At 32.7% G+C, this 25,068-nt stretch carries 26 protein-coding genes; 9 read left to right on the top strand and 17 right to left on the bottom strand.

Annotated elements, in window-relative coordinates; all coding sequences use genetic code 11:
• Positions 1-72: 72 nt before the first annotated feature.
• From QLS71_RS06495 to hemA, 13 genes are all read right to left on the bottom strand, one after another.
• Positions 73-1,158, bottom strand: a complete 1,086-nt coding sequence (locus QLS71_RS06495; protein ID WP_308991842.1) for a CNNM domain-containing protein — start codon at positions 1,156-1,158, stop codon at positions 73-75.
• 54 nt (positions 1,159-1,212) lie between these two features.
• Positions 1,213-1,623: an Lrp/AsnC family transcriptional regulator gene (locus tag QLS71_RS06490; RefSeq protein WP_308991843.1), complete on the bottom strand. Its 411-nt coding sequence runs from the start codon at positions 1,621-1,623 to the stop codon at positions 1,213-1,215.
• Between the two features lie 85 nt (positions 1,624-1,708).
• Positions 1,709-2,701 (bottom strand): porphobilinogen synthase, encoded by a 993-nt coding sequence (hemB, locus tag QLS71_RS06485; protein WP_308991844.1) that lies wholly within the window; start codon positions 2,699-2,701, stop codon positions 1,709-1,711.
• Between the two features lie 10 nt (positions 2,702-2,711).
• A complete protein-coding gene (locus tag QLS71_RS06480) occupies positions 2,712-3,098 on the bottom strand; it encodes a YchJ family metal-binding protein (protein WP_308991845.1) in 387 nt (128 codons plus the stop codon).
• Positions 3,098-4,000, bottom strand: coding sequence for an oxygen-dependent coproporphyrinogen oxidase (gene hemF, locus QLS71_RS06475; RefSeq protein ID WP_308991846.1), 903 nt, complete (start codon positions 3,998-4,000; stop codon positions 3,098-3,100). The genes QLS71_RS06480 and hemF overlap by 1 nt, the downstream gene beginning before the upstream one ends.
• 106 nt (positions 4,001-4,106) lie before the next feature.
• Positions 4,107-5,399: a Na+/H+ antiporter NhaA gene (gene nhaA / locus QLS71_RS06470; RefSeq protein WP_308991847.1), complete on the bottom strand. Its 1,293-nt coding sequence runs from the start codon at positions 5,397-5,399 to the stop codon at positions 4,107-4,109.
• On the bottom strand, positions 5,392-5,943 hold the full coding sequence (locus tag QLS71_RS06465; RefSeq protein ID WP_308991848.1) for a GNAT family N-acetyltransferase: 552 nt from the start codon (positions 5,941-5,943) through the stop codon (positions 5,392-5,394). Before QLS71_RS06465 ends, nhaA begins: the two co-directional genes overlap by 8 nt.
• Complete coding sequence (locus QLS71_RS06460) at positions 5,933-6,688, bottom strand: EI24 domain-containing protein (RefSeq protein WP_308991849.1); 756 nt, start codon at positions 6,686-6,688, stop codon at positions 5,933-5,935. The genes QLS71_RS06465 and QLS71_RS06460 overlap by 11 nt, the downstream gene beginning before the upstream one ends.
• Positions 6,689-6,833: 145 nt before the next feature.
• Entirely contained in the window at positions 6,834-7,865 is a 1,032-nt protein-coding gene (gene hemE, locus QLS71_RS06455; RefSeq protein WP_308991850.1) for a uroporphyrinogen decarboxylase, read from the bottom strand.
• 1 nt (position 7,866) lies between these two features.
• Entirely contained in the window at positions 7,867-8,583 is a 717-nt protein-coding gene (locus QLS71_RS06450; protein WP_308991851.1) for a TrkA family potassium uptake protein, read from the bottom strand.
• Between the two features lie 12 nt (positions 8,584-8,595).
• Positions 8,596-10,338, bottom strand: coding sequence for a potassium transporter TrkG (locus tag QLS71_RS06445; RefSeq protein ID WP_308991852.1), 1,743 nt, complete (start codon positions 10,336-10,338; stop codon positions 8,596-8,598).
• 72 nt (positions 10,339-10,410) lie between these two features.
• Complete coding sequence (hemC, locus tag QLS71_RS06440; RefSeq protein WP_308991853.1) at positions 10,411-11,988, bottom strand: hydroxymethylbilane synthase; 1,578 nt, start codon at positions 11,986-11,988, stop codon at positions 10,411-10,413.
• A complete protein-coding gene (gene hemA / locus QLS71_RS06435) occupies positions 11,981-13,240 on the bottom strand; it encodes a glutamyl-tRNA reductase (RefSeq protein WP_308991854.1) in 1,260 nt (419 codons plus the stop codon). The genes hemC and hemA overlap by 8 nt, the downstream gene beginning before the upstream one ends.
• Before the next feature lie 184 nt (positions 13,241-13,424).
• On the opposite strand from hemA, the gene QLS71_RS06430 reads away from it, so the two are divergent.
• The 9 genes from QLS71_RS06430 (at position 13,425) to QLS71_RS06390 (ending at position 22,103) form a co-directional block, all read left to right on the top strand.
• Positions 13,425-14,330: an AraC family transcriptional regulator gene (locus QLS71_RS06430; RefSeq protein ID WP_308991855.1), complete on the top strand. Its 906-nt coding sequence runs from the start codon at positions 13,425-13,427 to the stop codon at positions 14,328-14,330.
• Positions 14,331-14,334: 4 nt separating this feature from the next.
• A complete protein-coding gene (locus tag QLS71_RS06425; protein ID WP_308991856.1) occupies positions 14,335-15,057 on the top strand; it encodes a ThuA domain-containing protein in 723 nt (240 codons plus the stop codon).
• A gap of 19 nt (positions 15,058-15,076) precedes the next feature.
• Positions 15,077-15,244 (top strand): hypothetical protein, encoded by a 168-nt coding sequence (locus QLS71_RS06420; RefSeq protein ID WP_308991857.1) that lies wholly within the window; start codon positions 15,077-15,079, stop codon positions 15,242-15,244.
• Positions 15,245-15,815: 571 nt separating this feature from the next.
• On the top strand, positions 15,816-16,559 hold the full coding sequence (locus QLS71_RS06415; protein WP_308991858.1) for a hypothetical protein: 744 nt from the start codon (positions 15,816-15,818) through the stop codon (positions 16,557-16,559).
• Between the two features lie 172 nt (positions 16,560-16,731).
• Positions 16,732-17,763 carry a ferrochelatase gene (gene hemH, locus QLS71_RS06410; RefSeq protein WP_308991859.1) on the top strand — a complete coding sequence of 344 codons (1,032 nt, stop codon included), beginning with the start codon at positions 16,732-16,734 and terminating at the stop codon, positions 17,761-17,763.
• Positions 17,763-19,115 (top strand): MATE family efflux transporter, encoded by a 1,353-nt coding sequence (locus tag QLS71_RS06405; protein ID WP_308991860.1) that lies wholly within the window; start codon positions 17,763-17,765, stop codon positions 19,113-19,115. Before hemH ends, QLS71_RS06405 begins: the two co-directional genes overlap by 1 nt.
• Before the next feature lie 2 nt (positions 19,116-19,117).
• Positions 19,118-19,666 (top strand): CopD family protein, encoded by a 549-nt coding sequence (locus tag QLS71_RS06400; RefSeq protein WP_308991861.1) that lies wholly within the window; start codon positions 19,118-19,120, stop codon positions 19,664-19,666.
• A 132-nt stretch (positions 19,667-19,798) separates the two neighbouring features.
• Positions 19,799-21,259, top strand: a complete 1,461-nt coding sequence (locus tag QLS71_RS06395; RefSeq protein ID WP_308991862.1) for an ATP-binding protein — start codon at positions 19,799-19,801, stop codon at positions 21,257-21,259.
• A gap of 61 nt (positions 21,260-21,320) precedes the next feature.
• Entirely contained in the window at positions 21,321-22,103 is a 783-nt protein-coding gene (locus QLS71_RS06390) for an enoyl-CoA hydratase-related protein (protein WP_308991863.1), read from the top strand.
• Between the two features lies 1 nt (position 22,104).
• Here the strand turns inward: QLS71_RS06390 and QLS71_RS06385 are convergent, their stop codons facing one another.
• The 4 genes from QLS71_RS06385 to QLS71_RS06370 all read right to left on the bottom strand — a co-directional run bounded on the left by QLS71_RS06385 (position 22,105) and on the right by QLS71_RS06370 (position 24,977).
• Positions 22,105-22,992, bottom strand: a complete 888-nt coding sequence (locus QLS71_RS06385; protein ID WP_308991864.1) for a VOC family protein — start codon at positions 22,990-22,992, stop codon at positions 22,105-22,107.
• A 71-nt stretch (positions 22,993-23,063) separates the two neighbouring features.
• Positions 23,064-23,474 carry a DoxX family protein gene (locus QLS71_RS06380; RefSeq protein ID WP_308991865.1) on the bottom strand — a complete coding sequence of 137 codons (411 nt, stop codon included), beginning with the start codon at positions 23,472-23,474 and terminating at the stop codon, positions 23,064-23,066.
• A gap of 88 nt (positions 23,475-23,562) precedes the next feature.
• On the bottom strand, positions 23,563-24,081 hold the full coding sequence (locus QLS71_RS06375) for a Crp/Fnr family transcriptional regulator (RefSeq protein ID WP_308991866.1): 519 nt from the start codon (positions 24,079-24,081) through the stop codon (positions 23,563-23,565).
• 212 nt (positions 24,082-24,293) lie between these two features.
• A complete protein-coding gene (locus QLS71_RS06370; RefSeq protein WP_308991867.1) occupies positions 24,294-24,977 on the bottom strand; it encodes a hypothetical protein in 684 nt (227 codons plus the stop codon).
• Positions 24,978-25,068: the final 91 nt, after the last annotated feature.

The following is a 25,068-nucleotide window of genomic DNA, read 5'->3' as shown; positions in this document are numbered from 1 at the left end:
GAGATTCTTATCGGCATTACAAACATTTTGGGTAAAGCAAAGATTAGTCGTTAATGCCTTTTTGTGTTATTTTCATTCTTCAGATTCAGACTTATCTTCATCATTAATCATCCCAAGACGCTTGGCGCGTTGTTCCCAACTTTTCCTTGCCTGTAGTTGAAGGTCTTCTACATTATCGCTTTCATCCATGATTTCTAACCCAAGAAGTGTTTCAATAACATCTTCCATGGTTACCAAACCAGTTACTGTACCATATTCATCAACCACCAATGCCATGTGGTTTTTGCTGTCCACCAACTTTTGAAATAAAATAGGGATGGGAAGGTTTCTTTCTACGATGATGATATCTCTTCTAATGTCAGCTAAAGTTCTATCATCATGATCTAATGCCATTTCTTTATAAACATCATCTTTCAAAACTAATCCAGTAATATTGTCAGGATTGTCTGAATAAATTGGTATTCGGGAAACCCGTAGATTCTGGTTTTTTTCAAAGAATATTTTTACAGAAGTGGTTTCATCTTCAGACACCATACTAGGTCTTGGTGTCATGATATCTTTGGCTAAAATCTTTTTAAAATTGAGAAGGTTTTTAATAACCTTACTTTCTGATTCTTGAAAAACACCTTCTTCATGGGCAATATCAGCCATAGCCAAAAAGCTATCACGACTTAAAGTACTTACGTGGGCATTTTTTCCACCAATCAGTTTTGTGGTTAACTGCAGCACCCAAAGAATGCCCGTATATTTTAAAGGAAAAATAAGAATATTGAGTGCTTTTGAAGTGAAGTTAGCCAGATTTTTCCAGTAGGTTGCTCCGATGGTTTTAGGGATGATTTCAGATAGTACTAAAATTAACAAGGTCATAGCAGCCGATACAATCATGATTTCATTGTCGCCATTTCCAAAAACGGTTTCCGCTTGTACACCTACCAAAATGGCGCCAACTGTATGTGCAATAGTATTTAGAGTCAGAATTGCTATTAGCGGTTTGTCAACGTCTTTTTTTAAAGCATCCAAAGTTTCTGCATATCCGCGACCTTCTTTCTTTTTTATATTAATGAATGTTGGTGTTACGCTTAAAAGTACAGCCTCCAAAATGGAGCATAGAAATGAAAAAAAGATGGATATGAATGCGTAAAGAATAAGAAGTGTCATCAGCGTATGGTGTTTTTGCTAATTTAAGAATATTATACGTGTTATTGAATACGCTTATGAATTCTCTAGTATGATACTCGTATTGGGGATACCATATTGCGAAATTCGTTCGATGAATGTAACCAAATCTTTATGACCCTTAAAAAAGGCTAAAATCTGTAAACGGTCTTCACCAGTGATTCTGTCACAGCGTTGTACTTCTTCCAAATTTATGATTTGGTTGTAGGCAGTTTTTAAGGTGCTTGATTGATGAATTTTTAGAACGATATACACTTTGGTTGTTATACCAAGTTTTTTATGATTCAGTTGTAAAGAATATCCTTGAATAATACCTTTTTCTTCTAGCTGTTTGACGCGTTTACCAACTGCAGGAGCTGATAGTTCAACCCGTTTTCCAATTCTTGCAAATGCTTCACGAGCGTTTTTTTGAAGCATTTTTATGATTTTTATATCAATGTCATCCATTTTGAATCAATAGTATATTTATAGTTAATAGAATTAATCGAAATGAAATATAATAAAATATTAATTATTTATAATAATAAACCAATTATTTATTTATAAGTATAGCTACGTCTTTTGCAAAATAACTCGCAATCACGTCGGCTCCAGCACGTTTAATGGCGGTTATTTGTTCCATCATAACAGCATCATGGTCTAGCCAACCTTTTTCAGCAGCGGCTTTTAACATGGCATATTCACCAGATACTTGATATACAGCAACAGGCACATCCACAGCATTTTTTATTTCACGAACAATATCTAAATAACATAAGCCTGGTTTTACCATCACAATATCTGCACCTTCATCAATATCCATTTCAGTTTCTCGAATGGCTTCAAAACGGTTGGCATAATCCATTTGATAAGTTTTCTTATCTTTAGGAATATCAACCATATCCACAGGAGCAGAATCTAGCGCATCGCGAAACGGGCCGTAAAATGCGGAGGCATATTTTGCCGAATAACTCATAATACCTGTGTTGATAAAACCTTTATCTTCCAAAGCCTCACGGATGGTTAAAATACGTCCGTCCATCATATCACTTGGTGCTACAAAATCGGCGCCAGCTTGTGCGTGGGAAATGCTCATTTCTGCAAGAAAATCTGCAGTTGGATCGTTAACAATAATGCCGTTTTCAATAATACCATCGTGTCCATAAGCCGAATAGGGGTCTAATGCCACATCGGTCATGACCAACATCTCTGGACAAGCATTTTTAACGGTTTTAATGGCGCGTTGCATCAATCCGTATGGGTTTAAGGCTTCTTTTCCTTTATTATCTTTTAAATTATCGGGCACTTTTACAAATAGTAATACCGATTTCAACCCCAAACTCCAAAGTTCCTTAACCTCATTCTCCAATAAATCTAAGCTATAACGAAAGTAATTTGGCATGGATGGGATTTCATCTTTCACACCTTTGCCTTCTACTACAAAAAGAGGTACTAAAAAATCGTTTGGTGATATGATGGTTTCTCTAACTAAACTTCTAATAGCTTCGTTGGTTCTTAATCGTCGGTTTCTTTTTAAAGGATACATTTCTAATTTTTTATTTACTTAACCCTAAATAGGTCCAATGGTTATTTTCTTTTATAAAAGTGGATTTTTCATGAATGACTTCTACATTTCCTTTTTCATAAAAATACGCATTAAATGTAACAGTTCCTTCTGTATTGTTTGATTTTCCTTTTGAAGTTTCTAAAACTTCAAGCTTAATCCACTGTACAGATTTTGCCCATTTAATAATTGACTTTTTCTCTTTTATTGGTCTTGTTGAACTATGGTGACTTTGCATTAAATAATTGCCATCAGCTTTCACAAATGCACTATATCTTGAACGCATTAATTGTTCTGCAGTTATGGCTTGATGAATGTCATGATGTATTTTTTCGCAACATTCTGAATAGGGGATTTTGTTTCCACAATAGCAATTCATTACACCCAATCTTTAGGGTTCTGTAAAACCTTAATTAATTTTTCCTCCTCACTTCCAACTTCGGGTTGATGGTCGTAAACCCATTGCACATGTGGAGGCAAGCTCATTAAAATACTTTCTATACGTCCGTTGGTTTTAAGTCCGAAAAGCGTGCCTTTATCGTGTACCAAATTAAATTCTACATAGCGACCACGACGAATTTCTTGCCAGTCTCTTTGTTCTTTTGAAAAAGGTAAAGCTTTGCGTTTTTCAACAATAGGTACGTAACATTCAAGGAAACTATTGCCAACTTCGGTTACAAAATTATACCAGTTTTCCATAGACATGGCATCTGTGGCTTTACAATAATCAAAAAACAAACCACCAATACCACGACCTTCATTACGATGCGCATTGTAGAAATAATCATCGCAACGTTTTTTGTAGGTTTCGTAAAATTCTGGATGGTGCTTATCACAAGCTGTTTTACAAACTTTATGAAAATGAACGGCATCATCTTCAAACAAATAATAGGGGGTTAAATCTTGTCCGCCCCCAAACCATTGGTCTACAATAGCTCCATCTTTATCATACATTTCAAAGTAACGCCAATTGGCATGAACGGTTGGAACCATCGGATTTTTAGGGTGTAGCACTAAGCTTAATCCGCAAGCAAAAAAATCAGCATCTTCAACGCCAAAGTATTTTTGCATACTGTCGGGTAATTTACCGTGAACACCAGAAATATTTACGCCTCCTTTTTCAAAAACATTACCGTTTTCGATAACACGCGTACGCCCTCCGCCACCTTCTGGTCGTTCCCAAATGTCTTCTTGAAAAGTTGCTTTGCCATCAACTGCTTCTAGTTTTGAGGTAATGGTGTCTTGAAGGTTTTGTATGTATTGATAGAATTTGTCTTTCATGGATAAATCTACAAAGTCTTTGAGTCTTTGCGGGTTGAGGTTATTGTTTTGTTCCTTAGTTTTTTTTCCTGTAAGATTTTGAAACCTTACAGGTCTTTTTATTTCATTATTGCTTTTTATAACGTAAAATAATATAGCCTATTAATGCTGCGATAACAGAGCCAATTAAAATACCAATTTTTGCAGAATCGATGTATTTTGGACTCTCAGAAAAAGCTAAGCTTGCTATAAAAATAGCCATTGTAAAACCAATACCTGCTAAAAATGATACACCAACAATTTGTTGGTTACTAATATCAGCTGGAACTTCAATGAGTTTTAATTTTCTAGCTATAAAAATAATTGAGGTTATACCAATACTTTTTCCTAATATCAAACAAATACTAATGCTTATTACTAAAGCCATTTCTATATCCATACCGCTATTTAATATAACACCAGAATTTGCCAATGCAAATAAGGGAATGATGAAATAAGCTACCCAATCGTGTAAACTATGTTCTAAATGCTGTAAGGGTGATTGGTATTTATTGGTCCAATCTTCTAAATCATCAATTTGTTGAATTTGTTCTTTTGATAAAATAGGTTTTTTTGATATGGAAGCTTGTTTAATATTGTTTGTGATAGTAACCAAATTATCAATAAACTCCGGTGTTTTAATTTTTTGATGAATAGGTACGGAAAAAGCTAATAAAATACCAGCTAATGTAGGATGGATACCAGATTTTAAGAACAGTGTCCAAATAATGATTCCTAAGAATATCATAATAAACTTAGAGTAATACCCTTTGTATGATAGTAAATACAAAACCGTTAATAGTAATAACGCCATACCTAACAAGCCTAATTGGATATTGCTGCTATAGAATATAGCAATAACCAAAACAGCACCTAAATCGTCTACAATTGCGAAAGCTGTTAAAAATATTTTAAGACTTAAAGGGACTCTGCTTCCAAGAGCATTTAAAAGGGCTAATGAAAACGCAATATCAGTTGCCATGGGAATGCCCCAACCTTGAAATGTTTCAGGGTTTTTATTCATTATAAAAAACAATAAAACGGGTACAATAATACCTCCCACGGCTCCAAAAAGAGGAAACGCCAGTTTTTTCATGGAATTAAGCTCTCCAATAAGGAACTCACGTTTAATTTCTAAACCTATCAAGAAAAAGAAAATAGCCATTAAACCATCGTTTATCCATAGAATAATAGGCTTATTTAATTCAAAACCTTCTGTAACAAAACCTACTTTATATTGCCAGAGTGATTGGTAACTTTCAGAAAATGGAGAGTTTGCCCAAATTAGAGCCAAAATAGTGGCCAGCAGTAATAAAATACCACTAGAACTTTCTATTTTAACAAATTTTTGAAATGGGGAGAGTAATACTTTTTTAACCATGAAATTCTTTGTTTTTTAATAATTCGTACAACTCCATGTTTAATGGGTTTTCATCAACTGGAGTAAATTCGTTTTCTAAAATGCTTTGCCATTTAAAATTACAATTTTCTGCAACCTTAATACTACTAATATTCGATTTATGGACTATAATTTGAAGTGCTTCTAAACCTAAAACGTCAAAGGCATATTTTGATAAAACTTTTACAGATTGACTAATGAGTCCTTTGCCTTCATATTGGTAGCCAACACAATATGCAAATTCACCTTGTTTTTTTAACCAATCAATATTTTTAATATAAACTAACCCTATTATTTTCTTGGTCTTATTTTCTTTTAAGGCGAATAAGAAGGTTTCTTTTAATTGCTGTTCTTTTATGGTTTTGTCAATAAATCGTTTAGATAAATCTGGGGTTAAGTTTTGTTCTAAAGTTTTTGGAAAATAGCGTTTTAACCGGTCGTCGTTTGAAACTACGAAATCGCAAATAGCCCAAGAATCTTGTATTTGAACAGGTTCGATATAAAAAGTTTCAAATTTAAATAGCATTAGGTAAATGAGATTTTAATTGTAATGCTTCAATCGTTTTTACCGAAGCAGCAGTTACTGAAAGAGGCAGTACTAAAATAACACCAATGACAGGAATTAACAAAAACAGCATAAAAACAATGCCATTTCCAATAGCTAAACCTCGATGATTTTTAACAAATTGAATACTTTCATTGTATTTAAAATGGCGTTCCAACGTATAATCCATATTACCAAAACCAGCATAATAAGCTTGAACTATAAACAATAAAATTGTTGAGAAAACACCAATTACGGGAATAAAACCAAGAAGTAAAATAGGAATGGTTAATAATAACTCAAAACTTAAATTTCTAACATTTATTCTGATACCTCTCCAAAGTTGCTCACTAAATGATGTTTTGCGGTGTGTATGTCTCTCTCCAATTAAATGATTTTCAATTTTTTCGGAAACAGGACTCATAAACGGTGCTGATAATGCCATTATGATGTGCTTAAATAGTATAAGACCGATCATGATTATAAACAGTCCTCCAATAATATTGCCGATGGTTGTAAAGGTTTCTTTACCCCAGTTCCAAATCCAAAGTTTTGAGATGTAAAACCCAATATTATCGGATAACCCGTAAGCAGAAATACCAATAAAAATGGCAGTAATAAAACTTATAAGCATAGGAACTGCAAAATATTTCCAGAGTTTTAGTTTAGAAATTAAACCAAACGCACCAAAATATGCTTGTATTCCTAAGGCTATGTTTTTAATCATTCATCTCATTAATCCTCTCCAAAGGAGAAGAAACTATTTTGTTATTAAATATTGTTATTTGACTTTCAATTTAGAAAACATAATAATTCAGTATGGTAGATTTTCTAATAAGATTCCCAGTATGAGTTCCTTCCTTTTGGGAAGATTAAGATGGGATTTTATATTCTTTAACAGCATCTACAAAAGCCTTTGCATTTTCTAACGGAATGTTAGGTAAAATACCATGGCCAAGGTTAACAATGTATTTGTCTTTACCAAATTCATTAATCATTTGGTGAACCATTTTCTTGATTTCAGCAGGTGGCGATAATAAACGTGAAGGGTCGAAATTACCTTGAAGTGTTATGTTTCCTCCCGTTAAATAACGTGCATTTCTTGCAGAACACGTCCAATCAATTCCTAAAGCAGAAGCGCCCGATTTAGCCATGTCGTTTAACGCGAACCAACAGCCTTTACCAAAAGCAATTACAGGGGCGTCCTCTTTTACAGCGTCGATAATTTGTTGGATGTATTGCCATGAAAATTCTTGATAGTCTACGGGTGAAAGCATGCCACCCCAAGAATCGAATACTTGTACAGCATTACAACCTGCTTTTACTTTTTCCTTTAAATAAGCAATGGTGGTATCGGTTATTTTTTGAAGCAATAAGTGTGCAGCCACAGGGTTTGTAAAACAAAATTCTTTGGCTTTATCGAAGTTTTTACTGCCTTGACCTTGCACACAATAGCATAAAATGGTCCATGGTGAACCTGCAAAACCTATTAAAGGAATGTCATCATTCAATAATTCTTTAGTGGCTTTTATAGCTTGGTACACATAATTTAAAGACTCTTTAACATCGGGTACAATAACGTTTTCGACATCTTTTGATGTACGAATTGGATTAGGAAGATAAGGCCCGAAATTTGGCTTCATTTGTACCTCAATATTCATAGCTTGTGGAATTACTAATATATCGCTGAATAAAATGGCAGCATCCATTCCAAAACGACGGATAGGCTGTACCGTAATTTCACTTGCTAATTCTGGTGTTTGGCAACGTGTGAAAAAGTCATATTTGGCTTTTATTTCCATGAATTCTGGCAAATAGCGACCGGCTTGACGCATCATCCAAACAGGTGGACGTTCAACAGTTTCTCCTTTTAATGCTCTTAAAAATAAATCGTTTTTTATCATCTTAAATATTCTTATTTCTTAAATCGTATTCTTCTTCTCCCATGCAGTAGTTTTCAATATCTTTATTATTACCGTAAACTACTAAAATATCATTGTTTAAAATAACGGTTTCGGGTGAGGTGCGACCTAAGGTTTCTTTAACAATTGTTTTCTTTCCTATTAAATTTTTCTTTTCAAATTCACGAATAATGGTAATTAAAGTGAGACTGTATTTATCTATAGAATCTAATTCGTGTAATGTTTTACCGTAAAACTCTTTTTTAGCTTTTACTTCTGAAATGGTATAATTATTATCTAGCTGATAGTTTTCTAGCGTAGATTTAAAGTTAATTTGTTTTGTAAGTCTGTCCGCCGAATCTTGTTCTGGATGTACAATACTATGTATACCCATAGCATCCAAAACGGTATCGTGTATGGGCGATAAGGCTCGACTGATAATTTTAACATCGCATAGCTTTTTAATAATAGCAGCGGTAATAATAGCAGCTCCTTCGTTTTCGCCTATAGCAACAATAACCTTATCGGCATCTTTTAAAGGAACCGCTTCATAAGCCAATTCGTTTGTAGAATCCATACAAATGGCATGTGAAATTTTATCTTTTACAAGATTAATTTTGTCCATTTGTTTATCTATAGCTATAACCTCGTTGCCAGTTTCAGTAAGACTAAAACATAACGACATTCCAAAATTTCCAAGTCCGAAAACAATTATTTTCATGTAATTAAACTTTTAGTTAATTAAAATATTTTCTTTTGGATACTCATAGAATTGATGGTTGATTTGACGCAATAAACCAATCATTAAATTGAGCATTCCTATTCTACCAATAAACATAACGGCTATTATAATGTATTTACTAGCTTCGGTAAGTGTGGGTGTAAAATTCAAACTTAAACCAACAGTACTATATGCCGAAAAACATTCAAAAACCACCGTTAATAGGGGTGTGTCTTTGGGTTCTAAAATTAACAAACTCATAATGGCTGTGCCAATTATGATAAGTGAAATACATAAAATAGCAAAGGCTCTGGAGGTAGATTCTGCTGAAAAGCGTCTTCCAAAAATTTCTATTCTACTTTTTCCTCTCGCAATGGCAAATATGTTTAAAGTAGCCAATGCAAAGGTACTCGTTTTTATACCACCACCAGTTGAGGCAGGCGATGCACCAATCCACATTAAAAATATAATAAATAATAATGAAGGCACCGTCATTTGACTATAATCTACCACGTTAAAACCTGCGGTTCTTGGTGTTACCGAGTTAAAGGCAGCATTTGTGATTTTTCCAAAAAGGGTAGTATGTTCTAACAAGGTATTACTGTATTCTGAAATAAACAAGAAAATCCATCCAACAAACAATAATATGGCCGTAGTATAAATAACTATTTTAGAATTAAGAGTTATTATAGATACACGTTTATGGATTATTTTTTTATTGAATAATTCTAAAACATAGGTTTTTATATATTTATAAAAATTGAATATGATGTGATGGCCTAGTCCGCCAAAAATAATAAGAATCATAATAATCCATTGAAAGAAGTAATTAAAACGAATACTTTCGTCAAATAATCCAGATGAAAATATAGAGAATCCAGCATTACAAAACGCTGAGATTGAATGAAAAATAGAAAAGAAAAAACGATTATCGATACTCTGATTGGTTGTTATTGAAAAATAGATGAATAAAGCACCAACAATTTCGACAGCAAGCGTAAATACCACGACGTTTAGTGCGACTCTAAAAACATCTTTCAAACCTTCATGCGCTAAAAAATCTTTGGTATTTAGTCCTTCTTTAAAAGATGAACTTCCTCTAAAGAAAAAAGCAAAGAACGATGTGAAAGTTAAAATACCAATACCACCTAACTGTATTAAGACTAAAATAATAGATTGCCCCATAACGGTAAAGTCTGCACTAGTATCTACAACTGCTAAACCCGTTACACACACACTACTGGTTGCTGTAAATAAGGCGTTAGTAAAGCTAATGCCATGGGTTGTTGCGCTGGGTAACATAAGTAGAAATGCACCAGCTAAAGCTAAAATCACAAAACTGCCTACAAATACAATGGCAGGATTAAAATATACATCATAAATGTGTCTTACTAAAACAAAGAGTCTTAATAAAAAATAAAGAATTAATCCGCCTTCAAGAATGGGTTTTATTCTTTGTAGAATGTAATGATAATCATGGCTTAAGTGGAATAATGATACAATAAGTGAAGCCACTAGTAACACAGCGATTATAACCATGTTCACAAAAGCGACATTTTTGCCTTTTTTGAACTTATAAACAAAAAATTTAACGGCATTGAAAAACAATAGAAAAAATAAGAGAACCAACAAGCTGGCTACATGTGCTGAGGTGAAATTATCGGCAAAATCATAGCCTAAATCGAAAACAATGAATAAAAGAACAATAATATCAAAAAAACGATAAATATAATTGAGTAAAGATTCTCTTTTCATTATGATAATTATTTCACTTTAAGTAAAATATAAAAATTCTAGAAGTTGAATATTTAAAATTATAACAAAAATTTAAATGTAATGTTCGTTTACTAATTCAATAACGCTTTCAACTGTTGGAACTTTAGCGATTCGAACATCTTTAAAATGTTTTTTAGCTTCATTTGCTGTAGAGTCACCAATACAAAAAGCAATTACTTCATTGTTGTTTTTTTGAACAAAGCTTTCAACCGTAGAAGGACTGTAGAACATCGCGCTTTCAACTGTATTAGCTACTTTTAAACCATCATACTTGGTTTGGTATGCTTCAACTTCGGTTACTTTTACGTTATTTTCTTCTAAAATGGTTGGTAAATCATCTAACCTTAAATCGCTGCAAAAGTAGGTTACTTCACTACCTTGCATAAACTCGGATAAATATTGAGCTAATTTTTTAGCATTGTTTTCAAAGTGAGTTACTTTACCAATTTTGGTTTCTACCAATCTTTTGGTACGACGCCCCACACAATAAATATTTTTAAACTGAAGTTCTATGGGCGAAAAGTTAGTAAGCAATGCTTCCACAGCATTTTTACTGGTAATAATCACATTTTGAATTTCGTTTTTTACAAAACGCGGATGAATCCTATTCAAGCTTATTTTAATAAAATCGCTACTCTCTACCGTAACCTTTTCATGAAAAAGCAAACGTTGATCTTCGGTAAACGATTTTGTTGAATAGACATTGATTTTTTTGTTAGAATTTTTAATGGTATCCATTAAGCGTTTTCCACCGCGTTCAATAACAAAATTGGCACAATACTCGGCCATGTCATGGTGTTCGCCTATTTTCTTAACACGAGTAACGTCGATTCTTTTAGAGCCATCCACACTTAGCAAAACACCTTTGAAATTTATTTCTTCATCTTTTATATAAGCCAATGCACCAATAGGTGCCGTACAACCACCTTCTAATTTATTTAGAAATTCGCGTTCAATGGTCGTGCAAATTTCTGTTTCTTCGTGGTTGAGCTCTTTACATGCGGTAAGTACAAATTCATCTTCAGCTAAAGCCGTAATCATGATGGCGCCTTGTGCAGGAGCAGGAATCATCCAATCTAAATTAATAGCTTCTTCTGGCCTAACACCAATCCTACCAATTCCTGCAGCTGCAAAAATAGCAGCGTCCCACTCTTCATTGTCTGCAAGTTTTTCCAATCGTGAATTCACATTGCCACGCAAACCAACAACGGTATGCGTAGGGAAACGGCTTAGCCATTGGGCACGCCTGCGCAAACTCCCCGTTGCAATAACCGCTTCTTTAGAACCTAAAAATTCTTCATTATCTTTAAAAACTAACGTGTCATTCACGTTTCCACGCTTTAAAACGGCTGCTTGTACTATGCCATTTGGTAATACCGTAGGCACATCCTTTAACGAATGCACTGCAATATCAATATCATGGTTTAGCATGGCGATGTCTAAGGTACGCGTAAAAATACCTGTAATGCCTAGTTCGTAAAGTGGTTTGTCTAAAACTAAATCGCCTGTAGATTTTACAGGCACTAATTGTGTTTTATAACCTAAAGTTTCGAGTTGACTTTTTACTATTTTGGCTTGCCATAGCGCTAATTCGCTATCGCGGGTACCAATTCTTATAATTTTAGACATGTGTTGTGGGTTGTAACTGAAAAACTTTTTTTATGAGTTCCAGACTTTCATCGGTAGGAATGCCATCATCTTTTAAATGATGTGCAAAATGATTTGTTATTTTTTGTATGATATTGTTGCTAATTAACGCTGCTTGAGCTTCGTTAAAATCGCTATTTTTTTTGCGTTGTGTATCTAATTCCGCAGTAGCGAAATCAAGTAGCTTATCTTTTAGAGCTTTTATCGTTGGAGCAAACTTTCTGGTTTCTAACCAACTGTTAAATTCAGCTTTTACTTCTTCAATAATGGCTTCAGCCAACGGAATGTGTGCTTTTCGGGCTTCTAAAGTTTTATCTGTAATTTGCGATAAATGATCTAAATGTACCAATGTAACATTTTCCAATTCTTCAACATTAGCATCGACGTTTTTGGGAATAGATAAATCTAAAATTAAAAGTGGTTTATGTGCTTGAATAATATGTTTATCAATCGTTGGGCGTTGCGCACCTGTTGCCACAATTAAAATATCTGAAGTTTGAATTTCTTCTTGTAAATTAGCATAATCTTTAACTATTAAATTGAATTTTCCAGCAATTTTCTCTGCTTTATCTTTCGTTCTATTAATTAAAGTGATGTGCTCGTTTTTGGTATGCTTTACTAAGTTTTCACAGGTGTTCCTACCTATTTTACCAGTTCCAAAAAGTAAAATGTTTTTGTTTGAAACATCTTCAACTGTATTAAAAATATACTGTACGGAAGCAAAGGAAACCGAGGTAGCGCCCGATGATATTTCGGTTTCATTTTTAATGCGTTTACTTGCTTGAATGACTGCATTTACCAAACGTTCAGTAAAATGGTTCAATAAATCTAGTTTTTTGGAAATTCGTGCACTTTTTTTTAATTGACTAATAATTTCAAAGTCACCAAGAATTTGACTGTCTAATCCCGAACCTACGCGAAACATATGTGCAATGGCATCGTTGTTTTTATAAACGTAAGCTACTTTTTGAAATTCTTCAACTGTACCTCTGGTGTTATCGCAAAGCAATTGGATTAATTGAAACGGGTGTTCGGCAAATCCATATATTTCTGTACGATTACAGGTAGAAGTTACCACCAAACTCTCTATAGCATTTTCCTTAGCTTGATTAAGCAATGCTAATTTAGCGGCTTCATCCAAACTAAAATGTCCTCGTATGTCAGCATCAGCTTTTTTATAGCTTAGGCCAATGGCATAAAAGTATTTGCTTTTAGATATATTATATTGGTGCATTATTAATTTTGTAATTCCGTAGGCAAATGTATGTCTATGCTTAATAAAAAAGTAACGCTGAAAGAACTTTTAATGTCGTTTGTGGTTTTTTAGGTGGTTTTTTAAATAATATATGATAAATGTCATATTTTAGCAGTAAAATCAATGTGTTTTGAATAATTAATTTAGAACAAATCTAAATAAGATGGTTAAAAATAACGATGAAAGTTCACAAAAAAATAACGCTGTAAGTTCTTTTGAAGAGACGAAAGTTGACGATGGGTTTTTAGTCTTGGTTTATAAAAATGATGGGAGTGAAACGCAAAGTCTTCTTAAAGAAATACATAGCGATTATATTCAATTTCATTTTTGTGTTAAGGGCTCTAGTAAATTTGTTTTTAATGAAGGACGCTATGTGCTAAATATTCTGGAAGAAAACTCATTACTATTATACAATCCACAGCGTGATTTACCAATAAATTTGCAAGTAAGTCCACATTCTTGGATGGTTTCTGTATTAATTTCTATAAAGAAGTTTCATGGATTGTTCTCTCAAGAAGCCGATTATATTTCATTTTTAAATGAAGATAATAAAGACAAGAAATATTACAAAGATGGTAACATTACACCGTCTATGGCTATTGTTCTCAATCAGTTAATCAATTACAATCTCAATCAGTCTATTAAAGATTTATATTTTAAAGGTAAAGCCTATGAACTTTTAAGTTTATATTTCAACAGAAGCGAAGATGCTAATATTGAACAATGCCCATTTTTAGTTGACGAAACCAATGTGATTAAAATTAGAAGAGCCAAAGATATCATCATCGCTCGAATGGCAGAACCACCAAGTTTACAAGAATTAGCCGATGAAATTGGATTGAACCTTAAAAAACTAAAGGAAGGTTTTAAGCAAATTTATGGAGATTCAGTGTTTAGTTTTTTGTTCGATTATAAAATGGAAGTTGCAAGAAAACTTTTGGAATCAGGTGAAAATAATGTTAATGAAGTCGGTTTAAAAGTGGGATACAGTACATCGAGTCATTTTATTGCAGCTTTTAAAAAGAAATACGGCACAACGCCTAAAAAATATTTAATGTCCTTAAATTAGTTTTATGAAAAAGATCTTAACAGTTCTCATTGTTTTTTTAATGCTCTCGTGTAAAGCTACTAACGTAATTGAGGGTCCAGAAAAAGTGCTTGTTTTTACAAAAACAAGTGGATATCATCATAAATCAATTGAAGCAGGTGTTAAAGCTATTGAAGAACTAGGTTTGAAAAATAATTTTGAGGTGACGCAAACAGAAGATTCTGAGTTATTTTCTAAAAAAAAATTAAAACAGTATCAATTAGTTATTTTTTTAAATACTACGGGTGATGTTTTGAATACAAGCCAAGAACAAGCATTTGAAGCCTATATAAAAAGTGGAGGAAGTTTTATGGGGGTACACGCAGCTACCGATACCGAATTTGAATGGCCTTGGTTTGGTAAACTGGTTGGAGCTTATTTTTTAGATCATCCAAAACAAGCAACAGCAACCATTACACGATTAAATAGTACACATTTATCTACTAAACATTTGCAAGAACAGTGGATTCATTTCGACGAATGGTATAACTTTAAATCTATCAATCAAGATATAAATGTATTATTGAATTTAGATGAATCGACTTATGAAGGTGGAAAAAATGGCATCAACCATCCCATTGCTTGGTACCATGAATTTGATGGAGGTCGGTCTTTTTATACAGGTTTAGGGCATACCAGTGAATCGTATGAAGTTCCTGAATTTAAACAACATCTTTTAGGTGGTATTTTATATTGTTTAAAGCGGTAATTATAATAAATATTAACAGATGAAATATTTAACTCCAGAAATAGAAGCATTATCTAAAAATGCACATACTAAATCTTTAGTGCGATCTAGCACATCTTGTGGTATTTTCCAAGATTGTGATTACAATGAAGAACGTCCTAAATTATACCATCAACAAAAAATAGAAGAGAAAGGATCTTCCAAGTAAAAGGACTCATAACTATTGCTAGATAGATAGAAAAACCTATAGAAGTATATGGTATAATGAAGTAAATTTTAGTTCAGGCTGCTCTTGTTTTACTGTAACTATACAACTATAAATTAAGTTTATCTCCTATTATTTGAATGACAAATATTAATTATTCATCTTATATGTAGTATTAAAGAATAAGGTAATTTTTTGTTTTGTTTAGTAAGAATTTAATTTATTTTATAAATAATAGTTGTTTAACATTATTTTTTTGTCAAAAAAGCAATAATTTGTTTTTTTATCGATTTTTTTTACCTTTTGTCCGATTTTATGATTTTTTTTATATATTTGCTTTCTCTTATAGTTAAAACTGATAAATGTAAATAGCTGCCATACTAATAAGTGACAAGTATTTTGTTTAAGTATTAAGTAGATATTGATTCTCAGTTTTAATTTCCCTCATAAGTGGTTCCCTCATTATTATGTATGTTTTGTATAATTAAAAAATTAATATCAAAAAAAACTAACCCCGTAATTTTAAGAATGGATTTAACTACCAAGTTTTAAGATTATACTAATACCTTAGAATATGAGTAAATTATTTAGAGTTTTAATTGTTTTTTGCTTAGTAAATGTTTCTTGTAAAACAGACATTGATAGCAAAATTGTAAATGAATGTGAACTATTTAAAATTGGGAATTTCAAGTTTTATAACCCAAGAGTCTATGACCATCCCATTATTTTCGAAAAAGGGAGTCATAATTTATTAGATAATCATTATGTGCCTGTTTGGTACCCTGGTTATTGTGCCATTTATAAGCCGTCTTATTTCAAATCAAAAGAAGATTACTTAAAGTATGTTGCCGATAAGAATATTAAATATCGCAGCTTATCTTACTATGAAAATTTATACGAAGAAAATAGAACCAACTTAAAAGGCTTAAAAGAAAATTACCACGAAGATTATCATTTATTATACAGAGGGACTGTAAGTGTGAAAAATGTAAGTTCTGGAAACCATTATTTGCTTGTTGCAGGAAGAAATTATATTTCAGAAGTGTCTGATTATGATAAGAATACTGAGTTTTATGAAGGAAAGGTAAGTGATATGTTTGCTTTTATTGAAGAAGATGGAGTATACAAATCAGTGGACATAGATTTAGTAGTTGGCCAATTCAATAAAGAACAACTCAGTAAAGTTTATGATATTTTAAGTGCTAAAAGATTAGTTAAAACAGTTTGTGTTGAGACAGTAAACACATTAATGAAAACTGATTTTAATTCCTCTACATTACCAGCTTGGGTATCTAACAAATCTGAATTGGACGAATAAAAGTAATAATCTGAATTTTTAATATGCTATTATCATAAAAAGTTACTAATAATTTTAAAGAAAAAAAGCTATGAATTAATATTCATAGCTTTTTTGTTTTAAGGGCTTACTCATATTTAAATTAATTGTTTCTTAAATATCATGATTGCAAATTCTATCGTATTTTTGTAAAATGAAAGGAATATTATTAGTAAACCTAGGTTCTCCAGATAGCCCAACCCCAAAAGATGTAAAAAAATATCTAGGGGAATTTTTAATGGATGAGCGTGTTATTGATATCCCGTTTATTGCTAGAGCAGCACTTGTAAAAGGTATTATTTTAAAAACGCGTCCAAAACAATCGGCAGCAGCATATAAAAAAATATGGTGGGAAGAGGGGTCTCCTTTAATTGTTTTATCAGAGCGATTACAAAAAAAGCTACAAAACCAAATTAGTTTACCTGTTTCTTTAGCGATGCGCTATGGTAGCATGACTATTAAAAAAGGGCTTCAAGAATTGGTAGATAAAGGTGTGGATGAGGTATTGTTGTTTCCATTATATCCTCAGTTTGCTATGGCAACCACCGAAACGATTACAGTTTTAGCTGAAGAACTTCGTCAGCAATTTTTTCCTAATTTAAAAATTGAATCGGTCCCTGCTTTTTACAATAAACCGGATTATATTGAAGTACTTTCAGATTCTATTAAGCGTCATTTAGAAACCAAGAATTATGAGCATTTATTATTCTCATATCATGGTGTTCCTGAACGTCATATTCGAAAAAGTGATATCACTAAATCGCACTGTAAAATTGATGGAAGTTGTTGTGCGACCCCAAGTAAAGCTCACGAGTTTTGTTACCGTCACCAATGTTTAGAGGTCACCAGATTGGTAGCCGAAAAATTGCAGTTTCAAGAAGGAACCTATTCAACATCGTTTCAATCTCGTTTAGGTTTCGACCCATGGTTGCAACCTTATACTGATAGAACCATAGAGCGTTTAGGGAAAAAGGGTGTTAAAAACATGGCAATTGTAACCCCAGCCTTTGTAAGTGATTGTTTAGAAACTCTCGAAGAAATAGCGATGGAAGGTCAAGAAATATTTCATGAAATGGGAGGAAAAGACTTTACCACGGTACCTTGTTTAAATGATGATAATGCATGGGTTTCATTACTTTCAAAATGGATTAATGCATGGGCAATGATTGAAACAATTCAATCGTAATGGCAAAAGTAGCGTCCCAGGATTTAGGCTCACAACCCATTGGTAAAATTTTAATAAAACAGGCAGTACCCGCATCCATTGGAATATTAGTCATGTCGCTTAATATTTTAGTTGACACTATTTTTGTAGGACATTGGATTGGTTCCACAGCTATAGCAGCCATTAATGTCGTATTGCCTGTATCATTCTTTATAGCGGCTTTAGGAATGGCTATTGGTATTGGTGGGTCTTCCATTATCTCAAGAGCTTTAGGTAGTAATAATCCCGTAAAGGCGCTAAAAACTTTTGGCAATCAAATTACCTTAACCTTATTTCTTACAATTACTTTAGCAGTCGTGGGCTTGATATATCAAGATGCTATTATTCTATCCTTTGGTGGTAAAGGTGCTATTTTCGAACCTGCTAAAGTTTATTATACGATTGTATTATACGGGGTACCATTTTTGGCTTTAAGCATGATGGGAAACACGGTGATTAGGGCAGAAGGAAAGCCCAAATTTGCCATGTATGCGATGATGATTCCTTCAGTAAGTAATCTGATTTTAGATTATATTTTTATAAATGTGTTGGATTTGGGAATGGAAGGGGCTGCATGGGCAACCTCTATTTCATATATTATTTGCTTCATTTTTATTTTATGGTTTTTTCTATCTAAAAATTCAGAATTAAAAATTAATGCATCACATTTCGGATTAAACAGATCTATCGTTTCAGAAATTGGGTCTTTAGGTTTTGTCACCCTTGCAAGACAAGCCGTGGTAAGTGTTACCTATTTGTTTATGAATAATATTTTATTCGATTTAGGTGGCGAAACTTCAGTAACTGCTTATGCCATTGTGGGGCGTATGCTCATGTTCGCTATGTTTCCTGTTTTAGGAATTACACAAGGTTTTCTACCTATTGCAGGCTTTAACTATGGTGCAGAAAATTACGATAGAGTGAGGCAAAGTATCAATACGGCCATTAAATATGCAGCTATATTATCCACATGTATTTTTATTGTTTTAATGGTTTTTCCGGAAGCCATAACTCGCATGTTTACAACCGATTTGGATGTGATTGAACAAACACCAAGCGATATGCGTTGGGTATTTGCTGCCACCCCCATAATTGCCATACAGCTTATTGGTGCTGCCTATTTTCAGTCTATAGGGAAAGCAATCCCAGCATTATTATTAACTTTAACACGTCAAGGGTTTTTCTTTATTCCGTTAATATTAATTTTACCAAAGTTTTATGGTGAATTAGGGGTTTGGATTTCCTTTCCTATTTCCGATGTGCTTTCAACTATAGTCACCGCTTATTTTTTAAATAGAGAAATAAAGACTAATTTAATCACTCAACCCATGTAGCTATGGAATATTACAACTATATAAAATCGTTTCATCTTATTTTTGTAATCACTTGGTTTGCGGGTTTGTTTTACATTCCAAGATTGTTCGTTTATCAAATAGAAGCATTTCATAAACCATCGCCCGATAAAGAAATTCTTGGGAAACAATTAAAGCTTATGGCAAAACGATTGTGGTTCATTATCACATGGCCATCTGCTATATTAGCCACAATTTTCGCCATTTGGCTCCTCATTTTACAACCATTTTGGTTACAACAACCTTGGATGCAGGTAAAATTAGCATTTGTGATCTTGCTTTTCATTTATCATTTAAAAACACATCAATACTATAATCAGCTTCAAAACGATGTGGTAAAAAAATCATCTAGTTTTATGCGTATCTGGAACGAAGGCGCAACCTTCATTCTATTTGCTGTTGTGTTTTTAGTAGTTTTAAAAAGTGCCATCAATTGGGTTTGGGGTGTTGTAGGTATTCTTGTTTTAGGTGTTTTAATTATGTTAGGTTTTAAAATTTATAAAAACATTCGTGATAAAAACGCGGATGCTTAAAAACAAAAACCCAATTTTTTAAGCATCAAATTTCAATAATACCATTTGGAATTTGGAATTTGTTTTTTTGGAACTTTTCTCTGAATGGTCTTTGGTTCAATTATTGCTATATTTAATGGATTATTTGTTTGAATGAAATTAAAGAAACTTTCTTTACGAACCCGTATTTTTTTAGCCATGATACTATTAGTATTAATGGCATCGGTACTTATTTCTATTGTTGCTATTTACCAATATAAAGAGCAAAGTCAAGACTACCATACAGAACGTTTAGAACGTAAAGAAGAGAATATTCAAACGCATTTAAAACGTGTTTTAAATGGCAGGCAAAATACTTGGGAAGTTAAAACAGAAAACATCCCTATTATATTTAAAGATGAGGTTTATAACATTGCCGATATCCACAAACTTCAAATTAATTTATACGATTTAGAGGGTTCATTGTTAATTTCTTCAAAAGCAGGGTTGCAAAATAATGAAGCAGATCAATGTTTAGATGCCGAAACTTTAAACGCCATATCGAACACCGCTTTACATAGACATGTAGATAAGCGTATCGAAAATGGCGAAACATTTCAATCATCTTACACTTATTTAATTGATCAAAAATCTAAAGCCATTGCAATCTTAAATTTACCATATTTAGAGAAAGACGATTTTCTGACTAAAGAGCTTGAAGAGTTTTTAAAGCGTATTGCTGTCGCCTTTATGTTTGTATTACTTATGGCTATTGCCATCGCGTTTTTGCTATCTAAATATATTACAAAGTCTTTAAAAACCATTAGTGATAAAATTAATACCACGCGTTTAGAAAAGCGCAATCAAAAAATTGTTGTAGATGATACGAGTGAAGAAATTTCTACTTTAGTTAGTTCGTATAATAGTATGATTGACGAACTTGAAGAAAGTGCCATACAATTAGCCCGAAGCGAACGTGAACAAGCTTGGAGAGAAATGGCTAAGCAAGTGGCGCACGAAATTAAAAACCCGTTAACCCCCATGCGTTTAACAGTTCAAAATTTTCAACGGAAGTTTAATCCTGAAGATGAACATATTCATTCCAAATTGGATGAATACAGTAAAACGTTGATTCAGCAAATAGACACTATGAGTTCTATAGCATCAGCATTTTCAAACTTTGCCAAAATGCCAGCACAACAAAATGAAACCTTAAATGTGGTTAATATTGTAAGGCTCGCTTTAGAAATTTTTAATGAAGATTACATCGATTTTTCAGCAGAAAAAGATGAAATTATAGCAAAACTAGATAGAACCCAATTAATACGTGTGGTTACCAATTTGGTTAAAAATGCGACCCAAGCGATGCCAGAAAATCAGGCGCCAAAAATTAGTATTAATGTGTCTACATCTAATGATGAGGTAGTTATTACTATTTCCGATAACGGTTCGGGTATTTTAGAGGAAAACATGGATAAGGTTTTTGAACCAAAGTTTACTACAAAAACGAGTGGTATGGGTTTAGGGTTGGCCATGGTTAAAAATATTGTAGAAACCTATAACGGTACCATTTCATTTACAACAGAAAAAGATAAAGGCACAGTATTTAGGGTGACTTTTCCCAAAGCATATTGAAGAAATGATAAAGAAAAATCCATTTTAGACTTATCGAAGAGTCTTATCAAAAACATAAATTATGGCTTACAATAACATTTTAGTAGAAGAAAATAATGGTATAACTACCATAACTATAAACCGTCCAAATAAATTAAATGCTTTAAATAAAGAAACGATTGAAGAGTTGCACGAAGCTTTTAAAGATGAAGAAGAAGATGAAGATACGAAAGTAATTATCCTTACAGGAAGTGGTGTAAAAGCATTTGTTGCCGGTGCCGATATTAGTGAATTCTCCAATTTTAGTGTTGCAGAAGGAACCAAATTAGCAGCAAAAGGGCAAGAAATATTGTTCGATTTTGTTGAAAATTTATCTAAACCCGTCATTGCTGCCGTTAACGGTTTTGCTCTTGGAGGCGGATTGGAATTGGCCATGGCTTGCCATTTTAGAGTAGCGAGCGACACTGCTAAAATGGGGCTTCCAGAAGTATCATTAGGTGTTATTCCAGGATATGGTGGCACACAACGTTTGCCACAATTAATAGGTAAAGGACGGGCTATGGAAATGATAATGACCGCAGGCATGATTGATGCCAACCAAGCATTAAATTATGGTTTGGTAAACCATGTAGTCCCTCAAGAAGAACTGTTGCTACTTTGTGAAAAAATAGCCAATAAAATAGCTAATAACTCACTGGTTGCTATAGGTTCTGCTATTAAAGCGATTAATGCTAATTTTAAAGATGGTGTTAATGGATTTGATGTTGAAATTCAAGAATTTGGAAACTGTTTTGGGACTGATGATTTTACCGAAGGTACAACTGCTTTTTTAGAAAAAAGGAAGGCCGATTTTTCTGGGAAATAAATTAAGAATGTGTTAATATTATTTTGTTGCCTGTTGGATCCAATACCCAATAACCATCATCGTTTTTTTTATATTCAGAAACATTTTCTAAAGCTTCTTTTAATTTTTCTTTAGTCTTGAAGTTAATCTGAAAATATTTCATTCCGGCATTTTCACTTGGTGCTAATGGTCTATTCATTCCATGCCAAGAGTTTAGAGCTAACCTATGTTGATAAGCACCTCCTGCACCTAAATCGCTATACACAAACTGTGGTAAATAGTTGAAAGGAATAAATCCTATTTTTTTATAGAATTCAGTTGATTTTTCAACACTGTTGGCATACAAATGTAAGTGACCAATATTGGAGTCTTCGGAGATCATTTTATCGATATCGTTATCTACTAAATCTTTCAACACCTCTTTTATATCAAGATAATCCGTAGCACTTTTTATATTACCCTCTGAATCCTCAATTCTAAGACCACCATCACTATGCATTCTTTTAAATCTTTTAGGAGTTTCCAGTGTAAATTCTATGTTAATTCCATCTGGATCGTCTAAATATAACGACTTAGACATCGTATGATCTACAGGAGTAAATGGGTAGTTGTTTATTGCTAATCGGTTCAACATACTTGCAAATTCAACTTTATTTGGCGCATGTATAGCAACATGGTAAAGTCCGCTATAACCCTTTGTAAAAGGTTTTTTAGCTGTTTCATGAACGACAACTAATGTTCGTGATACTGATCCAAATTCCGCCATATTACCTGAGGTTTTCCTCAGTTTCATACCCACTATTTTTGTCCAGAAAAGTGTCGACTTTTCAATGTTTGTAATATTCAAGTGAATTGCCCCGAACGAGGCAAAATCACTTGAATTGCTATTAAATTTATTTGAATTTAGCATAGTTTAATACGTTAAATAAAATCTGTTTGTAGTTCCTAAGATTTATGTTTTAAAAAAAGCTTTTGATATTCTTAATGCTTCGAAAGTATACGGGCCTTTTTACTTCTTCCCCAAGCAATAAATAGAAAAACAGCTATTAATACGACATTCACTCCTATAGCAGAGAACTCACCTCTTGAAGCATGAAAAATAGCGGCTAATATCATAACTGTTGCAAGACCTAAGGCAGCCCAAACAGTTAAAAATGGTTTGAAGCGAAGTAATGATGGTAATATTAATCCCAAACCTCCTAATAATTCACTAATACCAATAAATCGTACCAATCCAACTGGAACAGTAGTTACCCATGGTAATGATTGGGATAATGCTTCAATGGGTTGTGAGGCTTTCATAATTCCAGCCATGATAAACATAACGGCTAATAATACTTGAGCAATCCAAAGCGTAATATGTATTGCTTTGTTGTTTTTTTGATTTGTCATTTCTTTTAAGTTTAATAATTTGAATAATGCAAAGTTGCTGCAATACATTCTCATTGGAAATAAGATACCTTAAGAAATGGTGTTGTAATTACTTTTTAGTTATTTTTCGTCTTATATCACTTAAATATTCTGGGGTTACACCAATGTAGGACGCTATAAGTTTAAGTGGAAGCCGTTGTACGAGTGTTGGGTAAGTTTCTGTAAAATCAGTATATCGTTGTTCAGCTGTTGCGCTTAATAAACCAATAATACGTTTGTTTGAGGCTATTAAATTGTTTCTAAATTTATTTGCGATATCTACAACAGCTTCTTTTTCTAGACTACTAATGTCTTTAAAATCAGATTTTGAAATAATTAAAACTTCGGAATTTTCTATGGCTTCTATAAAAACTAATGAGGGTACTTGATTGGTAAAGCTATCCAAATCAGTAACCATCCATGTTTCAGGAGCAAATTGCATGATATGTTCTTTTCCTGCATTATCTACGGAGTAACTTTTTAGGCAACCATTTTTAACTAAATATCCATGTTTGGCAATGTCTCCTTGTTTTAATAAGATATCTCCTTTTTCAATAGTTTTTGTTAGAGTGTGCTCAAAATTTATCATTTTTTTAGCTTGTATGGATGTGCAAATATAAAGTTCTGTGTTTAATGAATTTTATATAGTCAAATGAAGTTATATTTTTTCATAAAACACCTTGGTGCATAGCTAAATGTATCCAATTAATTTTTTAATTAAGAAATGAATACAGATTATAATTACTATAAATCTATATCGTTGTTTTTTAAAATTATATCCAACAAGAAATACCAATAATCTTACTCATGAAAAATACTAGATTTCCCTTTTTTCTTTCTGTAAATTTTAATCGAAATAATTATAACCCAAACTACAAATAAACTTAAAAAGAAGTAAGTAGCTAGCACGTAGCCATATCTATATTTTGGTGGTTTACCTAAATATTGGCTAATATCTTTATTCGTGTTTATCTTAATGGAATTAAAGAGTTCGGTTTTAACATCGGAGTTAAACTGCGTATCACTGGCATAGAAAAACGTGTATAAATTTTTATTTAATAAATAAAATTCAGCTTCATAAGTAGGTGTTTCTAAGTCATTTGCAAATTTCAAATTATAACCTGTAAAGCCATCTTTTTCAACAAGTGTAGTGGTTTTTAGATAATAAGGAACTCTATATCTCATTCTAGCAATAACACGATTATATTCATCAATTAAACTAGTGTAATCGTATGGTAACCTAGAAAGACTTTCCTTTTGGTCTTCATTTTCGAAAAGTACTTTTTGGGCGATAAAATTATAACTTTTAGTTTTAAATCTAATTTGGTGAATTTTCACCCCATCTACAAGTGTGTCTAATTCAACGAAATTTTTTGGAACATCCAAACTAACTAAGTCGTCTAATTTATGCGAGAACATATCGCTATTTTGAGAGGATAAGCTGCTGGTAATTAAAACGAAAAATAATATAAAAAACTTTTTCATAATGGTATGATTCTTAAAATCCTTTAATAAAGTTTAAAAAAACTTGGACAAGTCTAAAGTATACATTTTTTAAACTCCATAGACAATTGAT

Source organism: Mariniflexile litorale, assembly GCF_031128465.2.
In the GTDB taxonomy this organism is placed as follows: Bacteria; Bacteroidota; Bacteroidia; order Flavobacteriales; family Flavobacteriaceae; genus Mariniflexile; species Mariniflexile litorale.
This window is presented reverse-complemented; position numbering and strand designations above follow the sequence as displayed.

Excerpts from the sequence above, each read along its gene's own strand:
- QLS71_RS06495 (WP_308991842.1), bottom strand. The coding sequence starts at position 1,158 with ATGACACTTCTTATTCTTTACGCATTCATATCCATCTTTTTTTCATTT.
- QLS71_RS06490 (WP_308991843.1), bottom strand. The coding sequence starts at position 1,623 with ATGGATGACATTGATATAAAAATCATAAAAATGCTTCAAAAAAACGCT.
- hemB (WP_308991844.1), bottom strand. The coding sequence starts at position 2,701 with ATGTATCCTTTAAAAAGAAACCGACGATTAAGAACCAACGAAGCTATT.
- QLS71_RS06480 (WP_308991845.1), bottom strand. The coding sequence starts at position 3,098 with ATGAATTGCTATTGTGGAAACAAAATCCCCTATTCAGAATGTTGCGAA.
- hemF (WP_308991846.1), bottom strand. The coding sequence starts at position 4,000 with ATGAAAGACAAATTCTATCAATACATACAAAACCTTCAAGACACCATT.
- nhaA (WP_308991847.1), bottom strand. The coding sequence starts at position 5,399 with ATGGTTAAAAAAGTATTACTCTCCCCATTTCAAAAATTTGTTAAAATA.
- QLS71_RS06465 (WP_308991848.1), bottom strand. The coding sequence starts at position 5,943 with ATGCTATTTAAATTTGAAACTTTTTATATCGAACCTGTTCAAATACAA.
- QLS71_RS06460 (WP_308991849.1), bottom strand. The coding sequence starts at position 6,688 with ATGATTAAAAACATAGCCTTAGGAATACAAGCATATTTTGGTGCGTTT.
- hemE (WP_308991850.1), bottom strand. The coding sequence starts at position 7,865 with ATGATAAAAAACGATTTATTTTTAAGAGCATTAAAAGGAGAAACTGTT.
- QLS71_RS06450 (WP_308991851.1), bottom strand. The coding sequence starts at position 8,583 with ATGAAAATAATTGTTTTCGGACTTGGAAATTTTGGAATGTCGTTATGT.
- QLS71_RS06445 (WP_308991852.1), bottom strand. The coding sequence starts at position 10,338 with ATGAAAAGAGAATCTTTACTCAATTATATTTATCGTTTTTTTGATATT.
- hemC (WP_308991853.1), bottom strand. The coding sequence starts at position 11,988 with ATGTCTAAAATTATAAGAATTGGTACCCGCGATAGCGAATTAGCGCTA.
- hemA (WP_308991854.1), bottom strand. The coding sequence starts at position 13,240 with ATGCACCAATATAATATATCTAAAAGCAAATACTTTTATGCCATTGGC.
- QLS71_RS06430 (WP_308991855.1), top strand. The coding sequence starts at position 13,425 with ATGGTTAAAAATAACGATGAAAGTTCACAAAAAAATAACGCTGTAAGT.
- QLS71_RS06425 (WP_308991856.1), top strand. The coding sequence starts at position 14,335 with ATGAAAAAGATCTTAACAGTTCTCATTGTTTTTTTAATGCTCTCGTGT.
- QLS71_RS06420 (WP_308991857.1), top strand. The coding sequence starts at position 15,077 with ATGAAATATTTAACTCCAGAAATAGAAGCATTATCTAAAAATGCACAT.
- QLS71_RS06415 (WP_308991858.1), top strand. The coding sequence starts at position 15,816 with ATGAGTAAATTATTTAGAGTTTTAATTGTTTTTTGCTTAGTAAATGTT.
- hemH (WP_308991859.1), top strand. The coding sequence starts at position 16,732 with ATGAAAGGAATATTATTAGTAAACCTAGGTTCTCCAGATAGCCCAACC.
- QLS71_RS06405 (WP_308991860.1), top strand. The coding sequence starts at position 17,763 with ATGGCAAAAGTAGCGTCCCAGGATTTAGGCTCACAACCCATTGGTAAA.
- QLS71_RS06400 (WP_308991861.1), top strand. The coding sequence starts at position 19,118 with ATGGAATATTACAACTATATAAAATCGTTTCATCTTATTTTTGTAATC.
- QLS71_RS06395 (WP_308991862.1), top strand. The coding sequence starts at position 19,799 with ATGAAATTAAAGAAACTTTCTTTACGAACCCGTATTTTTTTAGCCATG.
- QLS71_RS06390 (WP_308991863.1), top strand. The coding sequence starts at position 21,321 with ATGGCTTACAATAACATTTTAGTAGAAGAAAATAATGGTATAACTACC.
- QLS71_RS06385 (WP_308991864.1), bottom strand. The coding sequence starts at position 22,992 with ATGCTAAATTCAAATAAATTTAATAGCAATTCAAGTGATTTTGCCTCG.
- QLS71_RS06380 (WP_308991865.1), bottom strand. The coding sequence starts at position 23,474 with ATGACAAATCAAAAAAACAACAAAGCAATACATATTACGCTTTGGATT.
- QLS71_RS06375 (WP_308991866.1), bottom strand. The coding sequence starts at position 24,081 with ATGATAAATTTTGAGCACACTCTAACAAAAACTATTGAAAAAGGAGAT.
- QLS71_RS06370 (WP_308991867.1), bottom strand. The coding sequence starts at position 24,977 with ATGAAAAAGTTTTTTATATTATTTTTCGTTTTAATTACCAGCAGCTTA.